The sequence below is a fragment of the Microbacterium festucae genome (assembly GCF_025421715.1).
Classification (GTDB): Bacteria; Actinomycetota; Actinomycetes; order Actinomycetales; family Microbacteriaceae; genus Microbacterium; species Microbacterium festucae.
On sequence record NZ_JAOEFC010000001.1, the window covers coordinates 1,003,736 to 1,025,934 of the forward strand.

Genomic DNA, 22,199 nt, shown 5'->3' on the forward strand with positions numbered 1-22,199 from the left:
TCAGGCTCAGATCGTGACGATGATCTTGCCGCGGGTGTGGCCGCTCTCGAGCTCGCGGTAGGCGTCGGCGGCCTCGGCGAGCGGGTAGCTCGCGGCGCGCTCGATCGTGAGCGTGCCCTCGGCGGCCAGGGTAGCCAGCTCCGCCAGCTGCGCCGCGTCGGGGCGCACCCACAGCGAGATGCCGCCGAACTCGGTGGCGGCGCGGCTGTCGGCGATCGACACGACGAACCCGCCCTCGCGCAGCAGCTCCGACGTCGAGTCGAGCGCCGAGCCGCCGATGAAGTCGAGCACGACGTCCACGCCCTCCGGCGCGAGCTCCTTCACCTGGCCGACGATGGCGTCGCCGTACTCCACGGGCTCGGCGCCCAGTGCCCGCACGTAGTCGTGCTTGCCGGCCGAGGCCGTGCCGATCACGCGGGCGCCGCGCAGGCGCGCCAGCTGCACGCCGAACGAGCCCACTCCACCGGCGGCGTTGTGCACGAGCACCGTGTCGCCCTCGCCGAGGCCCGAGCGCAGCACCGACTGCAGCGCGGTGAGACCGGCCAGCGGCAGCGCCGCGGCGTCTTCGAACGAGAGACCGTCGGGGATGTGCGCGGCGGTGCGCACCGGCACCGGCATGAGCTCGGCCACCGACCCGTGCTGCACGAGGTCGGCGCGGGCGTAGGCGAGGATGCGGTCGCCCACCTCGAACTCGGGGGTGTCCAGGCCCACCTTCTCGACGATGCCGGCCACGTCCCAGCCCGGCACGGCGGGCAGGGCCACGTCGATGAGGCCGCGCAGGTACCCCTCGCGGATCTTGTAGTCGACGGGGTTCAGACCGGCGGCGACCACGCGCACCAGCAGGGTGTCGGGGCCGATGTGCGGGTCGGGGACCTCGGTCAGGGCGAAGCGGTCGGAGCCGCCGAAATCGGAGTAGACGAGTGCCTTCATGCTGAGGGGCAACCCCGCGCCCGCTGCGGGCATTCCGCTCCGGGCCGCCCGCGGCGGCGCTTACGCTGGGAGCGTGATCCGCATCGCCACCATCGGAACCAGTGTCATCACCGAGAGCTTCATCGACGCCGTCGCCCAGGCCGGCGCCGACGGGTCGATCGCCGTCGCCGCGGTGACCTCCCGCACCGCCGAGCGCGCCCGCGCGTTCGCCGATACGACCGGCATCGCCACGGCATCCGACGATCTGCCCGGCCTCATCGCCGCCGGCGAGGTGGATGCCGTCTACGTCGGCTCGCCCAACGGCGCCCACGCCGCGCAGGCCCGCGAGGCCATCGCCGCCGGGGCCCACGTGTTCGTCGAGAAGCCCGCGACGCCGACTTCCGACGAGTGGGACGCGCTGGTGGCCGAGGCCCGCACCGCCGGCGTCGTGCTGTTCGAGGGCATGCGCAACGTCTACGACCCGGGGCTGGTGGCCGTGCGCGAGCTGATCCCGCAGCTCGGCGTGCTGCGCCGGGCCTCGTTCGCCTACTGCCAGCGCTCCGCCCGGTACGACCTCGTGCTGGCCGGCGAGACCCCGAACATCTTCGACCCCGCCCTGGGCGGCGGTGCGCTCATGGACCTCGGCGTCTACCCGCTGAGCGCGATGGTCGCCCTGTTCGGCGAGCCCGAGGCCGTCGCGGCGGTCTCGGCCCGCATCGCCACCGGCGTCGACGGCACCGGCACCGCCCTGCTGTCCTACCCCGGCATGGTGGGCGAGGTCACCTTCTCGAAGATCACCCGCAGCGACCGGCCGAGCGAGATCCAGGGCGAGCTCGGCTCGCTCGAGATCGACCACATCGCCCAGCCCCGCCATCTGCGCCTCACCCTGCTCGACGGCACCGTCGTCGAGCGCCGCATCGATGCCGCCGACAACAACATGCGCTACGAGGTCACCCGTTTCGCCGAGCTGATCGGCGGCGCCGACCCGGCCCCCGACCAGCAGCGCACCGGCGCCGTGCTGCGCACCCTCGAGCGCATCCGCGCCGACGGACGCATGGTCTGACGCCCCGCCGATGCCACGTGCGAAGATCGCCTCGTGGCATCCGGAGTCGACCTCGACACCCTCGTGCGGGTGCGGCGCGTGCGCGACCGCATCGACCGCGAGTTCGCCCAGCCGCTCGACGTCGAGGCCCTCGCCCGCGGCGTGCACCTGTCGGCGGGGCACCTGAGCCGGCAGTTCGTGCGGGCCTACGGCGAATCGCCGTACCAGTACCTGATGACCCGGCGCATCGAGCGGGCCATGCTGCTGCTGCGCACCACCGACCTGCCCGTCACCGAGGTGTGCTTCGCAGTCGGCTACGGGTCGCTGGGCACGTTCAGCACGCGCTTCAGCGAGCTGGTGGGCGTCGCCCCCAGCGTCTACCGCGACCGGGGCGCCGTGCCGCTGCCGGGGATGCCGGGATGCATCGTGCGCCAGATCAGCAGACCGATCAGGAATCGAGAAGCGCCCCCGATCGCCGGCGCGTAGCGTTCCGGGCATGGACATCACGATTCAGTCGAGCTTCCTCCCGCACCTGGATGCCGAGGCATCCCTCGCCTTCTACCGCGATGTGCTGGGCTTCGAGGTGCGCCTGGACGTCGGGTACGGCGACATGCGCTGGATCACCGTCGGACCCGTCGGCCAGCCCGACACCGCGATCGTGCTGCACCCGCCCGGCGTCGGCCACGACATCTCCGACGACGAACGCCAGACGCTCATCGAGCTGATCGCCAAGGGCAGCTACTTCGGCGTGAACCTCGCCACCGACGACGTCGACGCGGCCTTCGCCGCGATCGAGGCCAGCGGAGCCGACGTGTCGCAGGAGCCCATCGACCAGGACTACGGGGTGCGCGACTGCGCGTTCCGCGACCCCGCCGGCAACACCATCCGCCTGCAGCAGCGGTCCTGAGCACCCCCATCCACTCGCACACACACCGACGAACAGGAGCCGTCATGGCCGGCAAGACCAGTGAAGGCGTCGGCTTCTCCGACGAGGAGAAGCAGGCGATGAAGCAGCGCGCCGAAGAGCTGCGCACCACGAAGGGGCTCAAGGGCGCCGCCAAGCTCGCCAAGGAGCTCGAGGCGTGCGTCGAGGCGATCGACGCGCTCGAGGGCATCGACGGCGAGGTGGCGCGCGCGGTGCACCGCATCGTCAGCGAGGAGGCCGCGCACCTGAACCCGAAGACGTTCTACGGGTTCCCCGCCTACGCCGCCGAGGGCAAGGTGGTCATCTTCGTGCAGCCCGCCTCGAAGTTCGACACCCGCTACCCGACCGTCAACTTCGACGAGACGGCCCACCTCGACGACGGCGACATGTGGGCGACCTCGTTCGCCGTGGTCGCCGTCACCCCCGACGTCGAGCGGCGCATCCGCGAGCTCGTCGTGCGTGCCGTCGGCTGAGCGGGCCCGTCCCGCGCCCGGGCGCCGGGCGCGGGACGACCTAGACTGGGAGGGATCCGCGTCCGTCGTCCCGATCGAGCTCCCACCGTGCCAGCAGCCGCAACCCGCACCTTCGAGGTGCGCCACCTTCAGCTCGCGCGTGCCCTCTTCGCGGCCATCGCCGCGATCATGATCACCTTCTCGCCCGACCACTCCGCCGAGGTCGGCCTCTCGGTGTTCAGCGGATTCGCGATCGCGACGGCCATCGTCGAGCTGCTGGCCGTCTGGCTGGTCTACGGCGCCGGCACCCGCGCGAACACCGTGCTGCTGGCGGTGGCCACACTGCTGGCGGGCATGGCCTCCGGCATCCCGGCGCTGCGCTCGACGACGCTGTTCTTCGTCGTGGTCATCGCCTGGGCGTTCGTCTCGGGCGTCATCGAGCTCGTGGGCGGCCTGCGTGCTCGCCGCACCGACGACCCCGCCGCCAAGGATGCCGTGCTCATCGGCGCCCTGACCCTGGCCCTCGGGGTCGGCCTGCTGCTGGTCAACCCGGCCTACAGCCTGGAGTACTTCATCAAGGAGGCCGGGCAGAGCTTCACGCTCACCGGCATCGTCATCGGCGTCGGGATCTTCGGCGGGTACGCCGCGATCATCGCCGTCTTCCTCGGCATCGCGGGCTTCTCGCCCCGACGTGTCGAGCCCGCGTCGTCGCAGGGTGCCGCCGGCGCCGCCGCGTCGGAAGGAACCTCATGACCGACAAGCACCCGACCCGTCGCGACATCCTCAAGCCCGTGCAGCTGCTCGGCTTCGCCTTCGCGGCGGCGCTGTTCGCCGGGCTGATCGCGCTGCTGTCGATGGGCTTCTTCCAGTCGCTGACCGGTCCCGAGCGGGAGCACGTGGTCGTCGTGTCGCTGGTGATCGCGGGCATCGCCTTCATCTCGACCCTCGTCGGCATCGCGCTGCTCATGCTCGCCGTCGACCCTGCGCAGGTCACCAAGCCCGTCGACCGGCCGGTGCTGCTGCCCGAAGACAGCACGCACGGCACGGCCGAGGACGACACCCCGAAGGCCTGAGCGTCCGGGGCCGCGCGGCCCCGGACGGGATCAGAGCTCGTCGACGAGGGCGTCCGCCAGGCCCGTGTAGGTGGCGGGGGTCAGCGCGACCAGGCGCTCCTTGGCCGCGTCGCCGATGTCGAGCCCGCGCACGAACTCGGCCAGCTCCGCCGCGCCGACGCGGCGCCCGCGGGTGAGGTCCTTCAGCAACGCGTACGGGTCGGTGATCTGCGAGCGACCCGCCACGATCTCGGCGCGCACGACGGTCTGGATCGCCTCGGCGAGCACCTCCCAGTTCGCGTCGAGGTCGGCCAGCAGCACCTCGCGCGCCAGCAGGATCTCGGTGAGCCCGCGCTGCAGGTTGTCCAGGGCCAGCAGCGAGTGGCCGAACGCCACGCCGATGTTGCGCTGCGTGGTCGAGTCGGTGAGGTCGCGCTGCATGCGGCTGGTGACCAGCGTCGACGACAGGGTCTGCAGCAGGCCGCCGGCGATCTCGAGGTTCGCCTCGGCGTTCTCGAAGCGGATCGGGTTGATCTTGTGGGGCATCGTCGACGAGCCGGTGGCGCCGGCGACGGGGATCTGGGCGAAGAATCCCATCGAGATGTAGGTCCACACGTCGGTGGCGAGGTTGTGCAGGATGCCGCCGGCGTGCCGCACCCGGTCGTACAGCTCGACCTGCCAGTCGTGCGACTCGATCTGGGTGGTCAGCACGTTGAAGTCGATGCCGAGCCCCTCGATGAACGCGCGCGACAGTTCCGGCCAGTCGACGTCGGGCGCCGCCGACAGGTGCGCCGACCAGGTGCCGGTGGCGCCGGAGAACTTCGCGAGGTACTCGCCGCCCTCGATCTGACGGGCCACGCGCTCGAGCCGCCATGCGAAGACGGCGAGCTCCTTGCCCATCGTCGACGGGGTCGCCGGCTGGCCGTGCGTGCGCGAGAGCATCGCCGCGTCGCGGTGCTCGACGGCGAGGGCGCCCAGGGCGGCGATCACCGCGCGCAGCTTCGGCAGCCACACCCGCTCGACGGCCCGGCGCACGGTGAGCGCGTACGAGGCGGAGTTGATGTCCTCGCTGGTGCACGCGAAGTGGGTGAGCTCGGCGACGGCATCCAGACCCAGCGACGACAGCCGGTCGCGCACCAGGTATTCGATGGCCTTCACGTCGTGGCGGGTGACCGCCTCCTTCTCGGCGAGCCAGTCGATCTCGGCCTGACCGAAGTCGCGGTACAGCGCCCGCAGCGCTTCCTTGTCGGCATCCGACAGCGCGGCCGAGCCGAACAGCGAACGGTCGGTGAGGGCGATGATCCACTCCACCTCGACCTCGACGCGGGCGCGGTTCAGCCCCGCCTCGGACAGGTAGTCGGCGAGGCCGGTCACCGCGGCGCGGTAACGGCCGTCGAGCGGGCTGAGGGGCTGGGGCGGGAGAGTGGTCACGAGGCTCCGTTCGGTGAAAACGGGCGCTCAGGACGTCGTGCGGATCGCGGGTTCGAGCTGCCGGAAGAGCGCCCGGCTCGCAGACTCGATCATACCGAGCACCTCGTCGAACATCGCCGGCCCCGCATAGTAGGGATCGGGAACGTCGAGCACGCCGTTCGCGGCGCTGTCGAAGGTGAGCAGCAGCGCGAGCTTGTCGGCGTCGGCGCCCTCACGCGCCCACGAGGCGAGGATGCGCTCGTGCGAGCGGTCGAGGGCGACGACGAGGTCGTGCCGTTCGAAGTCGTCGTGGGTGAACTGTCGCGCCCGGTGCCGCGAGCCGTCGTAGCCGCGCCGCTGCAGGGCGTCGATCGTGCGGGCGTCGGCGCGCTCGCCGACGTGCCAGTCGCCGGTGCCGGCACTGGTCGACACGACCCGGTCGCCGAGCCCGGCGCCGTCGGCGATGTGGCGGAAGACGACCTCCGCCATGGGCGAGCGGCAGATGTTGCCGGTGCACACGAAGACGACGCGGAAGGGATCAGCTCGGCCGGGCACCAGAACATTCTGGCCTGACAGCGCCTCCGGCGCGAGGGCCGGGCTCCCCACGGCGCCCCGCGGGCTTCCTCCACAGGGCGCCATCTCGCGCCGTCGTCCCCGGATGCCGGTCCTCGGCGCCCGCGGCGGCGGTGGGCGCGGCAGGCTTCCGGCATGGATCCGGCCCCCCTCCTCGCATCCGCCGCCGATGCCGCGGCCTTCGCCCACGCCGGTCGGCAGCTGGCGGCGGCGCGCGGCGAGGCCGAAGACCTGCGGGCGGCCGCGCGCGCCCTGGCCGAGGCGACCGCCTGGCGTTCGCGCGCGGCCGAGGCCTACCGCGAGGCGCTCGCCGACTGGGCCCGCGAGCTCGCCCGCGTCGCGGCGCACCTCGACGAGGCCGCCGACGAGGTGCGCCGGGCGGCCCGCGCCGCGGTGCCGGTGCGCGGATGAGCGCCGACGACCTCGAGATCCGCAGCGGCGGGATCGTCGCCGTCGACACCGACGAGCTGCGCCGGGCCGCCGGGCGGCTGCAGGCGGCGGCAGGCGAGGCCCGAGGGCTCGGCCGCCGGGTCGATCGCGCGCTCGACGCCCTGCCGCCGTCGGGCTTCGCCGTGCTTCCAGTGCTGTCGCAGTGCCGCCGTGCGGGGGAGGCGGCGGCGGAGACGGCCGAGCGGATCGCGGCCGACCTGCGCACGCTCGCCGACGTCTACGAGTACGTCGAGCTGGGCGCTGCCGCCGCGGCCGCGGCGCTGGCCGGCGATCCCGGCGCGGCGGCGGAGCTGCGCGCCCGGCAAGACGCCCTGCGCGCGGCCTCGCCCGCCGTCGCCCACCTCGCCGCCGCGGCCCGCCGTGACTGGTGGGCGCGCCAGGACGACGGGCTCACCACCCTCGCGCAGCGCCTGGGGCTGCTGGCCGGGGTTCCGCCGCCGGCCGCCGCGGCCCTGGCGGGCCTGAGCGCGGGGCTCGTGACGGTCGTGGGGCGCGGCACCGTGCCGCGCGGGCAGGCGATGGGCGGCGTCGCCCCGGCGGTGACGGTGACCCCGCTGCAGCCGCCGGTGGTCGCTGCGGCCCCGGCCACCCTGGCCGAGGCCGTGCGTCGCGTGCCGATGGGCACGCAGGCGCGGGTGCGGGTGGAGGAGTACACGATGCCCGACGGTTCGCGGCAGTTCGTCGCCTACGTCACGGGCACGAAAGACGACGCCCCCGGGGAGGCCTTCGACATGGAGGCCAACCTGCAGGCCTACCTGCAACGCGAGCAGACCGCGTCGATCGCGGCGGTGGGCCGCGCCCTCGACCAGTCGGGGGCCGCCCCCGGCGACCGGGTGCACCTCGTCGGCTACTCGCAGGGCGCGATGATCGCCACGCACGTGGCGATGGACTCGCCCTACGATGTGGCCACCCTCGTCACGGTCGGCTCGCCGGTGCAGGGGGAGGTCGGCGACCACACGCTCAGCGTGGCGCTGCGGCACAGCGACGACCCGGTGTCGGCACTGGCCGGGGGCGGCTTCGCCACCGGGTCGGGGGCGCCGGGCAGCTTCGTGGCCGAGCGCACCGCCCTTCGCGACCCGGTGCCGGTGACCCAGTGGACGATGGGGGCGCACGACCTGGGGCGCTACGCGCAGACGGCGACCCTGCTCGACGGGTCGGCCGACCCGCGCATGGACGGGGTGCGGGGCGCGCTCGGCGCGCTCGCCGGCGCGGCATCGGTCACCGCCGTCGAATACGCGGTGACCGACGAACCCGCCGTCGCTGACGGGCCGCGCTGAGTCAGCGTTTGGTCTGCGGGCGCAGGATGATGCCGAGGATCCAGTTGATCAGCGAGATCACCAGGGCGGCGACCACCCCGAGCCAGAAGTCCTCGACGCGCAGGCCCCAGCCCCAGAACCCGGTGATCCACGCCGTGAACCACAGCAGGAACCCGTTGATGACCAGGGAGATGAGCCCGAGCGTGATGATGTACAGCGGGAAGGCCAGCACCTTGATGACGGTGCCGATGACCGTGTTCACCAGGGCGAACACGAGGCCGACCACCAGCAGCGTCAGCACGAACTGCAGGGTGTCTCCCGGGGGGAACGCGATGACGTCGACCTGGAGCGGCCCGATGAGGCTGACCACCCAGATCGCGAACGCGTTGATGGCGACGCGGACGATGAGGCGCATAGTGGGGTCAGTCTGCCACGTCGACACTCCGGTTTCGTAGACCGGTTTCGTAGACTCGCCCCGTGACCGACATCCCCCCGACCGACATCCCCGTGCGCGTGCGTCCCGAGATCGCGGGCCTGCCCGCCTACAAGCAGGGAGGGCAGGCCGGCGCCGACGCGTTCAAGCTCTCCAGCAACGAGAACCCGTACGAGCCGCTGCCGGGCGTGGTGGCGGCGGTGCAGGCCGCGACCGCCTTCAACCGCTACCCCGACGCCTCGGCGGCACGGCTGCGCTCGCGGCTGGCCGACCGGTTCGCCATCACCCCCGATGCGGTGCACATCGCCGCCGGTTCGGTCTCCATCCTCTTCCAGCTCGCGCAGGCGACCTCGGGCCCGGGCGACGAGATCCTGTTCTCGTGGCGCTCGTTCGAGGCCTACCCGAGCCTGGCGACCGTCGCCGGTGCCACCGCGGTCACCGTGCCCAACCGCGGCGACGGCGGCCACGACCTGGATGCCATGGCCGCCGCGATCACCGACCGCACCCGGCTCGTGATCGTCTGCACGCCCAACAACCCCACCGGCCCCGTCGTCACCCAGGCCGCCTTCGACGCGTTCGTCGCGGCCGTGCCCGCCGACGTGCTCGTCGTGCTCGACGAGGCGTACGCCGAGTTCGTCACCGACCCCGATGCCGTCCGCGGCGAGGCCGTGGTGGCCGAGGGACGCCCGAACGTCGTGGTGCTGCGCACGTTCTCCAAGGCCTACGGTCTGGCGGGTCTGCGCGTCGGCTACGCGATCGGGCACACCCGCGTGCTCGACGCGGCCCGTGCCACCGGCATCCCGCTGTCGGTGACCGCCGTCGCCGAGGAGGCGGCTCTGGCCAGCCTCGACGCCGAGGAGGCGCTGCAGGAGCGGGTCGCCGTCATCGCCGAGCGCCGCGACCGGCTCGCCGCCCGCCTGCGCGAGGCCGGCTGGGACGTTCCCGAGGCGCAGGGCAACTTCGTGTGGCTGCCCGCCGGTGAGCGCGCCCTCGAGGTCGCGGCCGCCTTCGAGGCGGCGGGCGTGATCGTGCGCCCGTTCGCCGGCGACGGGGTGCGCGTCTCGATCGGCGAGGAGGAGTCGCTGGAGCGCGTCGTCGAGGTCGCCGCCGCGACCCGGTGAACGCCATGGCCACGCCGCTGCTGTCGTCCCGCCTCGACCGGGCCGTGCTCTACCAGGTGTACCCGCAGAGCTTCGCCGACGCCGACGGCGACGGCATCGGCGACCTCGCCGGGCTCGCGGCGCGCCTCGACCACCTGTCGTGGCTCGGCGTGGATGCGGTGTGGATTAGTCCGTGCTTCGCCTCGCCGTTCCGCGACGCCGGCTACGACGTCGAGGACTTCACCCGCATCGCGCCCCGCTACGGCGGCGACGCCGCGTTCGAGCAGCTGATGACGGAGGCGGACCGCCGCGGCATCGCGGTGCTGTTCGACCTCGTCGCCGGGCACACCTCCGACACCCACGCCTGGTTCCGCGCGGCGATCGCCGACCCCGACGACGACCGCTACGTGTTCAGCGACGCGCCCGCACCCGGGTTCGAGCCGGTGCCCGGTGCGCGCGGCGGCTACTACCTGCCCAACTTCTTCGCGTTCCAGCCCGCGCTGAACTTCGGCTACGCGCGGCAGAACCCCGACGAGCCGTGGCGGCAGCCGGTCGACGCCGACGGCCCGCGCCGCAATCGCGACGCCCTCGTCGAGATCATGGGGCACTGGTTCGACCGCGGCGTGCAGGGCTTCCGCGTCGACATGGCCGCCTCGCTCGTCAAAGACGACCCCGGCCACGTCGAGACGGCGCGGCTGTGGCGCGACCTGCGCGCCCGCATCGACGCCCGTCACCCCGGGCGCGTGCTCATCTCGGAGTGGGGCGACCCGGCCCGCGCGGTGCCGGCCGGCTTCGACGTCGACTTCTTCCTGCAGTTCGGCGGCGACTTCGACGGCCGCCCGCTCAAGTCGCTGTGGAACAACGGCAGCGGCACGGTGCACGAGGCCTGGGGCGACGAGCCGGCGTGGGCGGATGCCGCGGGCCGGGGCGACGCCGCCTACTTCGTCGACGCGTGGCGCGAGGCGCGCGCCGCGATCGACGCCGCCGGCAGCGACGGCCTGGTGGGCCTGCCGACGTCGAACCACGACTTCACGCGCCTGGTCAGCGGCGACCGCGACGCCGCGCAGGCCCGCGCCGCCCTGCTGCTCGCGCTGACCTGGCCGGCGCTGCCGAGCATCTACTACGGCGAGGAGATCGGCATGCGCTACGTGCCCGGCCTCGCATCGCTGGAGGGCTCGTCGCTCGGCCCGACCTACGAGCGGGCGGGCTCGCGCACCCCGATGCAGTGGGGGGAGCTTCCCGCCGGCGCCGTTCCCACCGCGCCCTCGCGCTACCTGCCCGAAGACCCCGACCCGGCGCGGCCGACCGTGGCCGCCCAGCGCGGCGACGAGAGCTCGCTGCTGCACTTCGCGCGGGCCGCGATCGCCCTGCGCCGCACCGATCCGCGGCTGTCGGCGCGCGCCGCCGTCGAGGTGGTCACGACGGGCTACCCGTTCGTCTACCGCCGCGGCGAGACGCTCCTGGTGGCCCTGAACCCGTCGGCGCAGCCACGGGAGGTCGCGCTGCCGGCGTCCGCCGGTCCCGTGCCGCTCGCCTTCCGTGCCGCCGTCGACGGCCGGATGCTGCGCCTCGAGCCGTTCGGCTGCGCCGTGGTGGATCTGGCCGCGGTGGATCCCGCGGTGGATCCCGCCGAGTGATCGGCGATTTCCCCCGGCCCGGAACGCGCATCTTGTGCGCGGACGACCGCGGATCGCGGCATCCGTTGTCGAAGACATGCAGTGATGGGGATACGGTGCGCGCTAGCGTGAAGGGATGACCCCGCCCGACGATCCCGCCATGGTCCGCGTCCTGGCGGACGACGGAACCTACGCCCCGAGCGCCGCCGCCGAGGAGTATCTGCCCCTCATCGACGCGCTGGCCGACACCGATCTCGAGACGTTCTATCGCGACATGGTCGTGGTGCGCGCCTTCGACCGGCAGGCGACCAACCTGCAGCGGCAGGGGCAGCTGGCCCTGTGGCCGCCGTCGTTCGGCCAGGAGGCCGCTCAGGTCGGCTCGGCCCGCGCCGCCCGCCCGCAGGACCACGTCTTCCCCTCGTACCGCGAGCACGTCGTGTGCACGATCCGCGGCGTCGATCCCATCGACATCATCCGGCTCATGCGCGGACTCACCCACGGCGGGTGGGACCCGGCCGACCCCCGCAACGGCAACACGCGCCTGTACACGCTGGTGCTCGGCTCGCAGACGCTGCACTCCGCCGGCTACGGGATGGGGCTCGTCTTCGACGGGCGCACCGGCACCGGCGACCCCGAGCGCGACGAGGCCCTCATCGTCTACTACGGCGACGGCGCCTCCAGCCAGGGCGACGTGCACGAGGCGATGGTGTTCGCCGCCAGCTATCAGACGCCGCAGGTGTTCTTCCTGCAGAACAACCACTGGGCCATCTCGGTGCCCGTCGCCACGCAGTCGCGCGTGCCCCTGTACCGCCGCGGCGAGGGCTACGGCATGCCGTCGCTGCGGGTCGACGGCAACGACGTGCTGGCCAGCTACGCCGTCACCAAGCGCGCCCTCGACGAGGCGCGCGCCGGCGAGGGCCCGCGGGCGATCGAGGCGCTGACCTACCGCATGGGCGCGCACACCACCAGCGACGACCCCACGAAGTACCGCGGCGGTGACGAGGAGCAGTACTGGGCCCGGCGCGACCCGATCGCCCGGATGCGGGCGTTCCTTCAGTCGCGGGGCGCCTCGCAGGCGTTCTTCGACGGCGTGGAGGCAGACGCCGCCGCCTACGCCGACGACGTGCGCGTGCGCACCAACGCCCTCGGGGGCCTGGACACCTCGGTGATGTTCGACCACGTCTACAGCGAGCCGCACCCGCTCGTCGCGCAGCAGCAGGCCTGGTTCACCGAGTACGAGTCGTCGTTCGACCAGGAGGGCCGCGCATGACCGACATCGACATCGCCCAGGCGCCGCAGCGCGTGCAGACGCTTCCGTTCGCCAAGGCGCTCAACGCCGGCATGCGCGCCGCGATGGCCGCCGACGACCACGTGCTGCTCATGGGAGAGGACATCGGCCGTCTCGGCGGCGTCTTCCGCGTGACCGAGGGGCTGCAGGCCGAGTTCGGCGAGCAGCGCGTGCTCGACACCCCGCTGACCGAGGCCGGCATCGTCGGCACCGCGATCGGACTGGCCATGGCCGGCTTCCGCCCGGTGTGCGAGATCCAGTTCGACGGCTTCGTCTTCCCCGCCTTCGACCAGATCACCTCGCAGCTGGCCAAGCTCACCAACCGCCACGAGGGCAAGCTGCAGATGCCCGTGGTCATCCGCATCCCCTACGGCGGGCACATCGGCGCGGTCGAGCACCACCAGGAGAGCCCCGAGGCCTACTTCACGCACACCCCCGGGCTGCGGGTGGTCTCGCCGTCGACGCCCAACGACGCGTTCTGGATGATCCAGGATGCGATCACCTCGCGCGACCCGATCGTGTTCCTCGAGCCGAAGGCCAAGTACTGGCACAAGGGCGAGGTCGACACCGCCGAGCGGGCCCTGCCGCTGCACGCCTCACGCGTCGTGCGCCGCGGCACCGACATCACCCTCGTCGGCCACGGCGCGATGGTCACGACGCTCCTGCAGGCGGCCGCGCTCGCCGAGGGCGAGGGCACCTCGTGCGAGGTCATCGACCTGCGCTCGCTGTCGCCGGTGGACTACGGCCCGATCCTCGACTCGGTGCGCCGCACCGGTCGCATGGTCTACGCGCAGGAGGCCCCCGGGTTCACCTCGCTGGGGTCGGAGATCGCGGCGACCGTCATGGAGAAGGCGTTCTTCGCGCTCGAGTCGCCCGTGCTGCGGGTCTCGGGCTACGACGTGCCGTTCCCGCCCGCCAAGCTCGAGGGGCAGTTCCTCCCCGACGCCGACCGCATCCTCGAGGCCGTCGACCGCGCCCTCGCCTACTGAGCTCGCCTACTGAGAAGGACCCGCGATGAGCAACCAGACCTTCCACCTCCCCGACGTCGGTGAAGGCCTCACCGAGGCCGAGATCGTGCAGTGGCGTGTCGCCCCCGGCGACACGGTGTCCGTCAACGACGTGATCGTCGAGATCGAGACGGCCAAGTCGCTCGTCGAGTTGCCCTCGCCCTTCGACGGCACGGTGGGCGAGCTGCTGGCCGCCGAGGGCGACACCGTCACCGTCGGCGCCGCCATCATCACGATCTCCGGCGCCGCCGACACCCCGGATGCCACGTCGGGTCTCACCGAGCACGGCGAGCAGGCGGCCGAGCCCGAGGCCGCCGGCGCGGTGCTCGTGGGCTACGGCACCGGCGGCCACGTGCAGTCGCGCCGCCGCACACCCGCCGAGCGGCCCGTCAAGGCCTCGGTGGGCGTGGTCGCCAAGCCGCCGGTGCGAAAGCTCGCCCGCGACCTCGGCGTCGACCTCGCCACCGTCACCCCCAGCGGCACCGCGGGCGAGGTGACGCGCGAGGACGTCGTCACCCACGCCGCGCAGGCCAGCGTCTTCCGCAACATCGCCACCCCGGCCGTCCCCGCCGAGCGCGAGCAGACCATCACGGTCACCCCGCAGGTCGCGGCATCCATCGCGGCCCCGCCGCAGCTGGACGAGGGTCGCGAAGAGGCGTTCCCGGTGAAGGGCGTGCGCAAGGCGACCTCGTCGGCGATGGTGCGCTCGGCCTACACCGCACCGCACGTGTCGGTGTGGACCGACGTCGACGCCACCCGCACCATGGAGCTGGTCAAGCGGCTCAAGGCCTCGCCCGACTTCGCCGACGTCAAGGTGTCGCCGCTGCTGATCATGGCGCGCGCGGTGATCTGGGCCGTGCGGCGCACGCCGCTCATCGGCGCCGCGTGGATCGACAAGGAGGACGGCTCCGCCGAGATCCGGGTGCGCAACTACGTCAACCTCGGCATCGCCGCGGCGACCCCTCGGGGACTGCTCGTGCCGAACATCAAGGACGCGCAGGACCTCAACATGCGGGGCCTCGCGAACGCCCTCGAGAAGCTCACCCTCACCGCCCGCGAGGGCCGCACGAGCCCCGCCGACCAGCAGGGCGGCACGATCACGATCACGAACATCGGCGTGTTCGGCATGGATGCCGGCACCCCGATCATCAACCCGGGCGAGTCGGGCATCGTGGCGATGGGCACAATCCGCCAGAAGCCGTGGGTCGTCGACGGCGAGGTGCGCCCCCGCTTCGTGACGACCGTCTCGGGCTCGTTCGACCACCGCGTGATCGACGGCGACGGCATGAGCCGGTTCATCGCCGACGTCGCCTCGGTGCTCGAAGAGCCCGCCCTGCTGCTCGACTGAGTGGGGCGGCGCCGTTCAGGATTTACACGGCCGCCTGATTTTGAGAACGATTATCACTAAACGTACGATGGTGTCCATGACCCGTCGTGTGATCGCTCCGGCCGCCCTGCTCGCGGCATCCGCCCTCGTTCTGGCCGGCTGCGCCGGCTCGGCGACGCCCGCGGCGAGCGACGGCGGCCCGGTGCAGGTGGTCGCCTCGACGAACGTCTACGGCGACATCGCGGCGGCCATCGGCGGCGATCACGTCGAGGTGACCTCGATCATCGACTCGCTGAGCCAGGACCCGCACTCCTACGAGGCATCGGCCAAAGACCAGCTCACCGTCTCGCGCGCCGGGCTGATCATCGAGAACGGCGGCGGGTACGACGCGTTCCTCGACGGACTCGTCGAGGCCACCGGCACCGAGGCGCCGGTCGTCACGGCGGTGGAGTACTCCCACGACTACCCCGACAACGAGGGCCACGACGACCACGATCACGCCGACGACGACGCGCACACCGACGCCGCCGACGACCACGGCGACGACCACGCCGGTCACGACCACATCGAGGGCTTCAACGAGCATGTCTGGTACGACCCGCACACCATCGCCCACGTCGCCGAGGAGATCGCGCACGAGCTGAGCGAGATCGACCCCGCCAACGCCGCCGACTACCAGGCCGGCTACGAGACCTTCGCCGCGGGGGTGGCCGACCTCGAGTCGTCGCTCGAGCAGCTGGCCACTGCGCACGCGGGCGCCAAGATCTTCGTCACCGAGCCCGTGCCGCTCTACCTCACCGCGGCCGCCGGACTGGCCAACGTCACCCCGGACGCCTTCAGCGAGGCGGTCGAAGAGGGGCAGGACGTTCCGCCGGCCACCCTGCTCGAGGCGCTCAACCTGCTCGCCGCCGGCGATGTGAGCACCGTCATCGTCAACGCGCAGACCGGCGGCGCCGAGACCACCGAGGTCACCACCGCGGCCGAGGATGCCGGCATCCCGGTGCTCGAGTTCACCGAGCTCATCCCCGACGGCGAGACCTACCTGACGTGGATGCAGGCGAACATCGCCGATCTCGCCGGTACGCTGACCCGGTGACCACCGACTCCGCCGCGCCGCTGCAGATCCGCGGCGCGGCGCTCCGGCGCGGCGACCGCACGCTGTGGAGCGGGCTCGACCTCGACGTCGAGCCGGGTGAGCTGATCGCGGTGCTGGGGCCCAGCGGGTCGGGCAAGACCACCCTGCTGCGCTCCATTCTCGGACTCGTGCCGCTCAGCGCCGGCGAGATCACCGCGCTCGGCGAGCCGGTGCGCCACCGCGGCAACCGCCGCATCGGCTACCTGCCGCAGGCGCGTCCGCTGCCGCGCGAGACCTCGATGCGCGGCCGCGACCTCGTCGCCCTCGGCGTCGAGGGGCACCGGTTCGGCTTCCCGGTGCGCCGCGCCGCCGACCGTGCCCGCATCGACGGCCTCATCGACGCCGTGGGGGCGCGGTCGTTCGCCGACCGCCCGGTGGGCGAGCTCTCCGGCGGCGAGCAGCAGCGCCTGCGCGTGGGCCAGGCCCTCGCCGACGACCCCCGCCTGCTGCTGTGCGACGAGCCGCTCACGAGCCTCGACCTCGCCAACCAGCAGGCGGTCGTGCGACTGATCGACGAGCACCGCAAGACCGGTGCCGCCGTGCTGCTGGTCACCCACGACATCAACCCGGTGCTCGGCAAGGTCGACCGCATCCTGTACCTGGCCAACGGCCGCTTCACCCTCGGGAAGCCGAAGGACGTGCTCACCTCGCCCGTGCTCAGCGACCTGTACGGGGCGCCGGTGTTCGTGCTGCGCGCCGGCGACCGGCTGGTCGTGGTGGGGGCGCCCGACGCCGAGGAGTCGCACCACCACCACGACCACGAGGACCACGCATGAACTGGGCCGACATCGGCGATGCGATGTTCGGGGGGCTCGCCGACTACGGCGACATCCTCGCGCTCGTGTCGAACTCGATCTGGGCCGGCGCCGTGCTGGGGCTCGTCGGCGGACTCATCGGCGTCTTCGTCATCCGCCGCGACATGGCCTTCGCCGTGCACGGCATCAGCGAGCTGTCGTTCGCCGGCGCCGCCGCAGCGCTGCTGATCGGCGCCGACGTCGTCACGGGCTCGATCGTCGGGTCGATCGCGGCGGCCGCCCTCATCGGCTGGCTGGGCGCCCGCGCCCGCGACCGCAACTCCATCATCGGCGTGCTCATGCCGTTCGGCCTGGGTCTCGGCATCCTCTTCCTCTCCCTCTACGACGGGCGCAGCGCCAACCGGTTCAGCCTGCTGACCGGGCAGATCGTGTCGGTGCAGAACGCCCAGCTGGGCTGGCTGATCGGCATCTCGGCGTTCGTGCTGCTGGCGCTGCTGCTCATCTGGCGGCCGCTGGCCTTCGACTCGCTCGACCCGCAGTCCGCCGCCGCGCGCGGGGTGCCGACGGTCGGGGTCTCGCTGGGCTTCATGCTGCTGCTGGGCCTCATCGTCGCCGTCGCCGTGCACATCATCGGCGCGCTGCTGGTGATGGCGCTGCTGGTCACCCCCGCCGCCGCCGCGATGCGCATCTCGTCGGGCCCGGTCGCTGTGCCGGTGCTCGCGGCGCTGTTCGGCGTGGTCTCCGCCGTCGGCGGCATCCTGCTGGCCGTCATGGGCACGCTGCCGGTGAGCCCCTACATCACGACGATCTCGTTCCTCATCTACCTCGTCTGCCGCATCGCCGGCTCCCGCCGCGGCCGCGTCGCCCCCGCCTAGCCTCCGCCGGTCTCGACCGGCCCCCGTGGGTCTCGCCTGCCCCGTGGGTCTTCCCCCCCCGCCGAGTGTCCAAAACACGCGGCATGTGCGGGACGGATGCCGCGTGTCTTGGACACTCGGCCGGCCCGGGCCCGGGGGCGAGCGCGGGCTCCCAGCCGGCGGCAAGGCCCGCTCGGTAGACTCCGGGGCATGGCTCAGCGCAACACGTGGCAGCGCGATCGGGTGCGTTCGGCGCTCACCGACGCGCAGGGCTTCGTCAGCGCTCAGGACCTGCATGCCACCCTGCGCGGCGAGAACACCGGCATCGGCCTGGCGACGGTCTACCGCGCGCTGGCGACGCTGGCCGCCGCCGGCGAGGCCGACCAGCTGCAGAGCCCCGAGGGCGAGGCGATCTACCGCGCCTGCTCGACCACGGGGCACCACCACCACCTCATCTGCCGCAACTGCGGCACCGCCGTCGAGATCGAGGCGCACGCGGTCGAGCAGTGGGCCCAGTCGACGGCCGCCGCGCACGGGTTCACCCAGGCCGAGCACGTCGTCGACATCTTCGGCCTCTGCGCGGCGTGCACCGCGTTGGACCGTGAGCGCTGAGCTGCGCACCACCCGATCGGCGCAGCGCGTCGGACTGGGGGTCGGCCTCGGCGTGCTCGTCGTGGGCGTGCTCGTCGCGCTCGCGCTGTGGACGCCCGGGCCGTCGCTGCCCACCCGCGCCCAGGACGGACTGACCCTCGCGATCAGCGTGCTGATCGAGTCGCTGCCGTTCGTCATGCTCGGCGTGCTCCTGTCGATCATCGTGCAGGTGTGGGTGCCGCCGGGGGCGATCGAGCGGTGGATGCCGCGCCGCGCGTGGGCGCGCCGGGCGGTGCTGTCGCTGCTGGGCATGCTGATCCCGGTGTGCGAGTGCGGCAACGTGCCCTTCGCCCGCGGCCTGATGATGCGCGGCTTCGGGGTCTCCGAGACGCTCACCTTCCTCATCGCCGCGCCGATCGTGAACCCGATCGTCATCATCACCACCCATCAGGCGTTCGGCTTCGACGACGGCATCCTCATCGCCCGCCTCGTCGGCGGGTTCCTGATCGCGAACCTCATCGGCTGGCTGTACTCGCGGCATCCGAACGCGTCGGACATGCTGACCGACCGGTTCCTGGCCACCTGCGAGATCGTCGAGACCGAGTCGGGCGGCAAGGGCCGCCGCAGCCTCGCCCAGTTCGTCGTCGAGCTGCGCGCCGTGATGCCGGCCCTCATCATCGGCTCGGCCCTGGCCGGTGCGGTGCAGGTGCTCGTGCCGCGCGACGCGCTGCTGGCGATCGGCTCGAGCCCGGCGCTGTCGATCCTCGCCATGATCGCCCTGGCGATGATCGTGTCGATCTGCTCGAACGTGGATGCCTTCTTCGCGCTGTCGTTCGCCTCAACCTTCACCCCGGGTTCGATCGTCGCCTTCCTGCTGGTGGGCCCCCTGGTCGACGTGAAGATGCTGGCGCTGCTGCGCACCACCTTCCGCACCAAGGTGCTCGTGGGTCTCGTGACGATCGTCGTGCTGTCGGCGATCGCGATCGGAGGGGTGGTGAACCTCCTTGCGTGAGCGCACCCCCCGCCTCGTGGCCACGCGCCTGCTCGGCGTCGGCCTGACCGCGGGCCTGGCGGCGGTCACCGTGGCGCTGGCCCTCACCGGGCGCCTCGGTCTCTACATCAACCCCGAGTCGTCGTGGTTCGCGGTGTCGATGGCGGTGCTGGCCCTGGTGGGCGCGGCCGTGAGCTTCGCCCTGCCGCTGGGCGCCGAGGCCGACCACGGCCACGACCACGGCGACCACGCACCCGCGCACGACCGCCACGACCACGACCACGCCGCGCCCCACCCCGCGCGCCGCTCCGCGGGCGACGCGGTCGGCGCCGTGCTGGTCACCGCCGGCGGGCTCGTGGCCGTCGGCGTGGTCGGGGCGATCGTGCTCGTGCCGCCGGCATCCCTCTCGGCCGAGATCGCGATGTCGCGCGACACCGGCGCCCCGCCGCTGTTCCAGGGCGCCGACACCGTCGCGCTCGCCGCGACCGGCGACACCGGCTCGTTCGGCATCGGCGAGTGGGCGAGCGTGTTCGCCACCGCGACCAACCCCGAGGCCTTCGACGGCGACGACGTCACCCTCACCGGCTTCGCCACCCCCGGCGACGACGGGTTCCAGCTCACCCGCCTGGTGATCACCCACTGCGTCATCGACGCCCAGTCGGCGAGCGTGCCCATCGCCGGGGCCGACGCCCCCGACACCGGCCAGTGGGTCACCGTGACCGGCACCATCCGCGACGTCGACGGTCGTCTGCAGGTGACGGCGACGGACGTCGCCGCCGTCGACGAGCCCTCCGACCCCTACGAGTACTGACCCGCATGACCACCGACAGCCCCACCGGCGGCCTCCCGCCCACGCGCCGCGAGCAGGCGCGCCGCCGCCGCGGGCGGGCGTTCCTCGGGGCGTTCGCGATCGTCGTCGGCATCCTGCTGGTGCTGGGCCTGGCCGGCGCCGCGGTGACCACCGCGCTCGGCCCGCGCGTGTCGGCGGTGCAGTTCGACCCGCAGGCCGCCATCACGGCATCCGGGTCGCGCCTCATCATCACCACGACCGAGTCGCTGCAGGAGGTCACCCCCGAGCAGGTGACGGTGAGCCCGGCGGCCGACTTCACGGTCGACACCTCGGGGCGCAGCGTCGGCGTGCGCTTCGCCCTGCCGCTGTGGGACGACACCGCCTACACCGTGACCATCACCGGTGTCAGCGGACTCGGCGGCGGCCCGTCGGCGACGATCACCGAGACCCTGCAGACGCCTGCGCTGCACGCGTTCATCCTGCAGCGGGGGGATGCCGAGGACACCATCTTCCGCACCGACCTGGCCGGCGACGCCGCCGAGCCGGTGTACTCGGGCGCGCACATCGAGGACTTCCGGGCGACCGGCAGCCACCTGGTGGTCTCGACGCTCGACGATCAGGAGCAGTCGCACCTGGTGGTCACCGCCCTCGACGGGTCGGACGAGCGCGAGCTGCCGCTGCCCGGCGACGGCATGGTCACCAACCTGCAGAGCGCGGACCGCGGCAACCTCATCGGCTACACGTTCACCGACGCCACGGTCGGTCAGGAGGGCGCGCGCGAGAGCGAGCTGTTCACGGCCTCGCTCGTCGACGACCGGGCCGACGCCGAGCCCACCGCGATCGTGCGGGAGGGCGGCGACTCGCGGGTCGACGACTGGCGGTTCGTGCCCGGCACCGACAGCATCCTGATGATGACCTTCGACGGTGCCCTCACACTCGTGACCCCGGATGCCGCGCCCGTCGCGCTGGGCCTGGCCATCGCGATCGACGGCATCGGCAGCGGCGCGGCGGTGGCGATCGTGCAGCGCCCCTCGGGCGAACTGGTCGCCGTCGACCTCGCCACCGCCGACGAGCAGCCGATCCCCGCCACCGACCCCGCCCTCGGGCAGACGCAGTCGGTGCTCACCCTTCCCGACGGCTCGGGCGACACGCTGCGCGTGCTGTCGCGGCTCGCCGACGACGGGTTCACGCTGCTGGGCACCACCGTCGACGTCGTCGACGACGCCGGTGCGGCGCGCTCGATCTTCGCCGTGCCCGACGGCTCGGCCTATGTGGGCGCGTGCGTCTCGCCCAGCGGCAGGTACGCCGCCGTGACGATCGCCCCGGATGTCATCGACAACCCCTACGACGGCTACATGCTGCCGCTGCCGCAGCGCCTGCAGACGCACATCGTGCAGCTCGACGACGGCGCCGAGGTCGTCGCCCTCAGCGGGTTCGACATCTCGTGGTGCCAGAACGCGCCCCGCGGATGAGCGTGCCCGCCACGCGCGCGGCGCTGCAGGGCCTTCCCGTCGAGGTGGCCCCGCGTCTGCTCGGCGGGGTGCTGCGGGTCGTCGCCGACGGCGTGGAGGTCGCGGTGCGCCTGACCGAGGTCGAGGCCTATCACGGGCTCGGCACCGGCGAGGTGGCCGATGCCGGCTCGCATGCGCGCATGGGCCCGACCCCGCGCAACGCCACCATGTGGGGCGAGCCGGGTCATCTCTACGTGTACCTCAGCCACGGCATCCACTCGTGCGTCAACGTCGTGTGCGGTCCCGAGGGGGTCGCCGGCGGTGTGTTGCTGCGCGCGGGTGAGGTGATCGAGGGGCAGGATGCCGCGTGGTCGCGGCGCCCGGCGGCGCGCACCGCACGCGAGCTCGCCCGCGGGCCGGGGCGGCTGGGGCAGGCGGTGGGGCTGCGGCATCCGGTGCACGACGGGCTCGACCTCGTGACCGGCGCGGCGCGCGCGGGCGCGTCGGCTCGGCTGTGGCTTCCCGCCGAGCCGGTCGGGGGGATCTCCACCGGGCCCCGCGTCGGGGTGGCGGGGGTCGCCGGCGGCGACGGGTTCCCGTGGCGGTTCTGGATCACCGGCGACCCGACGGTGTCGGCGTTCCGGTGGGGGCGGGGAGCGGGCCCGGCCTGAGTCAAGGCGGCGCGCCGCGGCGTGCTAGGATTGCTCTTTGTCTGCGCGCACTCCAGCACGCAGTTCGCGTTTCGACTCGCGTCGCTCGCTCAACGACCGGTACATCCGGGCGGGGTTCGGC

At 72.9% G+C, this 22,199-nt stretch carries 25 protein-coding genes; 21 read left to right on the plus strand and 4 right to left on the minus strand.

The genetic code is table 11. The features are described from left to right. Window positions 1-6 precede the first annotated feature (6 nt). Window positions 7-930, minus strand: a complete 924-nt coding sequence (locus N3K63_RS04420; protein WP_261578780.1) for an NADP-dependent oxidoreductase — start codon at window positions 928-930, stop codon at window positions 7-9. A gap of 73 nt (window positions 931-1,003) precedes the next feature. On the opposite strand from N3K63_RS04420, the gene N3K63_RS04425 reads away from it, so the two are divergent. From N3K63_RS04425 to N3K63_RS04450, 6 genes are all read left to right on the plus strand, one after another. Continuing rightward, window positions 1,004-1,972, plus strand: coding sequence for a Gfo/Idh/MocA family protein (locus tag N3K63_RS04425; protein ID WP_261578781.1), 969 nt, complete (start codon window positions 1,004-1,006; stop codon window positions 1,970-1,972). A 33-nt stretch (window positions 1,973-2,005) separates the two neighbouring features. Further along, on the plus strand, window positions 2,006-2,437 hold the full coding sequence (locus tag N3K63_RS04430) for a helix-turn-helix transcriptional regulator (protein WP_261578782.1): 432 nt from the start codon (window positions 2,006-2,008) through the stop codon (window positions 2,435-2,437). Window positions 2,438-2,447: 10 nt separating this feature from the next. Beyond that, window positions 2,448-2,858 carry a VOC family protein gene (locus tag N3K63_RS04435; RefSeq protein ID WP_261578783.1) on the plus strand — a complete coding sequence of 137 codons (411 nt, stop codon included), beginning with the start codon at window positions 2,448-2,450 and terminating at the stop codon, window positions 2,856-2,858. 44 nt (window positions 2,859-2,902) lie between these two features. Next, complete coding sequence (locus N3K63_RS04440; RefSeq protein WP_261578784.1) at window positions 2,903-3,349, plus strand: hypothetical protein; 447 nt, start codon at window positions 2,903-2,905, stop codon at window positions 3,347-3,349. 87 nt (window positions 3,350-3,436) lie between these two features. Beyond that, entirely contained in the window at window positions 3,437-4,081 is a 645-nt protein-coding gene (locus N3K63_RS04445; protein ID WP_261578785.1) for an acyl-CoA synthetase, read from the plus strand. Next, window positions 4,078-4,401 (plus strand): amino acid transporter, encoded by a 324-nt coding sequence (locus N3K63_RS04450; protein WP_261578786.1) that lies wholly within the window; start codon window positions 4,078-4,080, stop codon window positions 4,399-4,401. The genes N3K63_RS04445 and N3K63_RS04450 overlap by 4 nt, the downstream gene beginning before the upstream one ends. 30 nt (window positions 4,402-4,431) lie before the next feature. Here N3K63_RS04450 and purB read toward each other — a convergent pair whose 3' ends face one another. Further along, complete coding sequence (gene purB, locus N3K63_RS04455; protein ID WP_261578787.1) at window positions 4,432-5,811, minus strand: adenylosuccinate lyase; 1,380 nt, start codon at window positions 5,809-5,811, stop codon at window positions 4,432-4,434. Between the two features lie 27 nt (window positions 5,812-5,838). Next, window positions 5,839-6,345 (minus strand): low molecular weight protein-tyrosine-phosphatase, encoded by a 507-nt coding sequence (locus N3K63_RS04460; protein ID WP_261578788.1) that lies wholly within the window; start codon window positions 6,343-6,345, stop codon window positions 5,839-5,841. A 153-nt stretch (window positions 6,346-6,498) separates the two neighbouring features. Between N3K63_RS04460 and N3K63_RS04465 the strand changes: the two genes are divergently transcribed. Both N3K63_RS04465 and N3K63_RS04470 read left to right on the plus strand, forming a co-directional pair. Further along, entirely contained in the window at window positions 6,499-6,774 is a 276-nt protein-coding gene (locus tag N3K63_RS04465) for a WXG100 family type VII secretion target (RefSeq protein ID WP_261578789.1), read from the plus strand. Continuing rightward, window positions 6,771-8,090, plus strand: coding sequence for a type VII secretion target (locus N3K63_RS04470; protein WP_261578790.1), 1,320 nt, complete (start codon window positions 6,771-6,773; stop codon window positions 8,088-8,090). The genes N3K63_RS04465 and N3K63_RS04470 overlap by 4 nt, the downstream gene beginning before the upstream one ends. Window position 8,091: 1 nt before the next feature. Here the strand turns inward: N3K63_RS04470 and N3K63_RS04475 are convergent, their stop codons facing one another. Further along, entirely contained in the window at window positions 8,092-8,484 is a 393-nt protein-coding gene (locus N3K63_RS04475) for a phage holin family protein (RefSeq protein ID WP_261578791.1), read from the minus strand. A 62-nt stretch (window positions 8,485-8,546) separates the two neighbouring features. Between N3K63_RS04475 and N3K63_RS04480 the strand changes: the two genes are divergently transcribed. From N3K63_RS04480 to N3K63_RS04540, 13 genes are all read left to right on the plus strand, one after another. Beyond that, window positions 8,547-9,623 carry a histidinol-phosphate transaminase gene (locus tag N3K63_RS04480; protein ID WP_261578792.1) on the plus strand — a complete coding sequence of 359 codons (1,077 nt, stop codon included), beginning with the start codon at window positions 8,547-8,549 and terminating at the stop codon, window positions 9,621-9,623. A 5-nt stretch (window positions 9,624-9,628) separates the two neighbouring features. Further along, window positions 9,629-11,239, plus strand: a complete 1,611-nt coding sequence (locus tag N3K63_RS04485; protein WP_261578793.1) for an alpha-amylase family glycosyl hydrolase — start codon at window positions 9,629-9,631, stop codon at window positions 11,237-11,239. A 115-nt stretch (window positions 11,240-11,354) separates the two neighbouring features. Next, entirely contained in the window at window positions 11,355-12,488 is a 1,134-nt protein-coding gene (locus N3K63_RS04490) for a thiamine pyrophosphate-dependent enzyme (RefSeq protein WP_261578794.1), read from the plus strand. Next, window positions 12,485-13,495 carry an alpha-ketoacid dehydrogenase subunit beta gene (locus N3K63_RS04495; RefSeq protein WP_261578795.1) on the plus strand — a complete coding sequence of 337 codons (1,011 nt, stop codon included), beginning with the start codon at window positions 12,485-12,487 and terminating at the stop codon, window positions 13,493-13,495. Before N3K63_RS04490 ends, N3K63_RS04495 begins: the two co-directional genes overlap by 4 nt. A 25-nt stretch (window positions 13,496-13,520) precedes the next feature. After that, window positions 13,521-14,861 (plus strand): dihydrolipoamide acetyltransferase family protein, encoded by a 1,341-nt coding sequence (locus N3K63_RS04500; RefSeq protein WP_261578796.1) that lies wholly within the window; start codon window positions 13,521-13,523, stop codon window positions 14,859-14,861. A 76-nt stretch (window positions 14,862-14,937) separates the two neighbouring features. Then, the gene (locus tag N3K63_RS04505; RefSeq protein WP_261578797.1) at window positions 14,938-15,936 is read left to right on the plus strand and encodes a metal ABC transporter solute-binding protein, Zn/Mn family; all 999 of its coding nucleotides are present in this window, start codon (window positions 14,938-14,940) and stop codon (window positions 15,934-15,936) included. Beyond that, window positions 15,933-16,751 (plus strand): metal ABC transporter ATP-binding protein, encoded by an 819-nt coding sequence (locus N3K63_RS04510; RefSeq protein ID WP_261578798.1) that lies wholly within the window; start codon window positions 15,933-15,935, stop codon window positions 16,749-16,751. Before N3K63_RS04505 ends, N3K63_RS04510 begins: the two co-directional genes overlap by 4 nt. Next, window positions 16,748-17,605, plus strand: coding sequence for a metal ABC transporter permease (locus N3K63_RS04515; protein WP_261578799.1), 858 nt, complete (start codon window positions 16,748-16,750; stop codon window positions 17,603-17,605). Before N3K63_RS04510 ends, N3K63_RS04515 begins: the two co-directional genes overlap by 4 nt. Before the next feature lie 189 nt (window positions 17,606-17,794). Continuing rightward, window positions 17,795-18,196, plus strand: a complete 402-nt coding sequence (locus N3K63_RS04520; RefSeq protein ID WP_261578800.1) for a Fur family transcriptional regulator — start codon at window positions 17,795-17,797, stop codon at window positions 18,194-18,196. Further along, a complete protein-coding gene (locus N3K63_RS04525; RefSeq protein WP_261578801.1) occupies window positions 18,186-19,187 on the plus strand; it encodes a permease in 1,002 nt (333 codons plus the stop codon). Before N3K63_RS04520 ends, N3K63_RS04525 begins: the two co-directional genes overlap by 11 nt. Next, window positions 19,180-19,977 carry a TIGR03943 family putative permease subunit gene (locus N3K63_RS04530; RefSeq protein ID WP_261578802.1) on the plus strand — a complete coding sequence of 266 codons (798 nt, stop codon included), beginning with the start codon at window positions 19,180-19,182 and terminating at the stop codon, window positions 19,975-19,977. The genes N3K63_RS04525 and N3K63_RS04530 overlap by 8 nt, the downstream gene beginning before the upstream one ends. A 5-nt stretch (window positions 19,978-19,982) precedes the next feature. Further along, window positions 19,983-21,428: a hypothetical protein gene (locus tag N3K63_RS04535; protein ID WP_261578803.1), complete on the plus strand. Its 1,446-nt coding sequence runs from the start codon at window positions 19,983-19,985 to the stop codon at window positions 21,426-21,428. After that, a complete protein-coding gene (locus N3K63_RS04540; protein WP_261578804.1) occupies window positions 21,425-22,078 on the plus strand; it encodes a DNA-3-methyladenine glycosylase in 654 nt (217 codons plus the stop codon). Before N3K63_RS04535 ends, N3K63_RS04540 begins: the two co-directional genes overlap by 4 nt. Window positions 22,079-22,199 lie beyond the last annotated feature (121 nt).

Bases quoted from the DNA above. Each gene is read 5' to 3' on its own strand.
- N3K63_RS04500 (WP_261578796.1), top strand. From the start codon at position 13,521: ATGAGCAACCAGACCTTCCACCTCCCCGACGTCGGTGAAGGCCTCACC.
- N3K63_RS04475 (WP_261578791.1), bottom strand. From the start codon at position 8,484: ATGCGCCTCATCGTCCGCGTCGCCATCAACGCGTTCGCGATCTGGGTG.
- N3K63_RS04465 (WP_261578789.1), top strand. From the start codon at position 6,499: ATGGATCCGGCCCCCCTCCTCGCATCCGCCGCCGATGCCGCGGCCTTC.
- N3K63_RS04535 (WP_261578803.1), top strand. From the start codon at position 19,983: ATGACCACCGACAGCCCCACCGGCGGCCTCCCGCCCACGCGCCGCGAG.
- N3K63_RS04505 (WP_261578797.1), top strand. From the start codon at position 14,938: ATGACCCGTCGTGTGATCGCTCCGGCCGCCCTGCTCGCGGCATCCGCC.
- N3K63_RS04515 (WP_261578799.1), top strand. From the start codon at position 16,748: ATGAACTGGGCCGACATCGGCGATGCGATGTTCGGGGGGCTCGCCGAC.
- N3K63_RS04495 (WP_261578795.1), top strand. From the start codon at position 12,485: ATGACCGACATCGACATCGCCCAGGCGCCGCAGCGCGTGCAGACGCTT.
- N3K63_RS04420 (WP_261578780.1), bottom strand. From the start codon at position 930: ATGAAGGCACTCGTCTACTCCGATTTCGGCGGCTCCGACCGCTTCGCC.
- N3K63_RS04485 (WP_261578793.1), top strand. From the start codon at position 9,629: ATGGCCACGCCGCTGCTGTCGTCCCGCCTCGACCGGGCCGTGCTCTAC.
- N3K63_RS04540 (WP_261578804.1), top strand. From the start codon at position 21,425: ATGAGCGTGCCCGCCACGCGCGCGGCGCTGCAGGGCCTTCCCGTCGAG.
- N3K63_RS04440 (WP_261578784.1), top strand. From the start codon at position 2,903: ATGGCCGGCAAGACCAGTGAAGGCGTCGGCTTCTCCGACGAGGAGAAG.
- N3K63_RS04450 (WP_261578786.1), top strand. From the start codon at position 4,078: ATGACCGACAAGCACCCGACCCGTCGCGACATCCTCAAGCCCGTGCAG.
- N3K63_RS04470 (WP_261578790.1), top strand. From the start codon at position 6,771: ATGAGCGCCGACGACCTCGAGATCCGCAGCGGCGGGATCGTCGCCGTC.
- N3K63_RS04490 (WP_261578794.1), top strand. From the start codon at position 11,355: ATGACCCCGCCCGACGATCCCGCCATGGTCCGCGTCCTGGCGGACGAC.
- N3K63_RS04435 (WP_261578783.1), top strand. From the start codon at position 2,448: ATGGACATCACGATTCAGTCGAGCTTCCTCCCGCACCTGGATGCCGAG.
- N3K63_RS04520 (WP_261578800.1), top strand. From the start codon at position 17,795: ATGGCTCAGCGCAACACGTGGCAGCGCGATCGGGTGCGTTCGGCGCTC.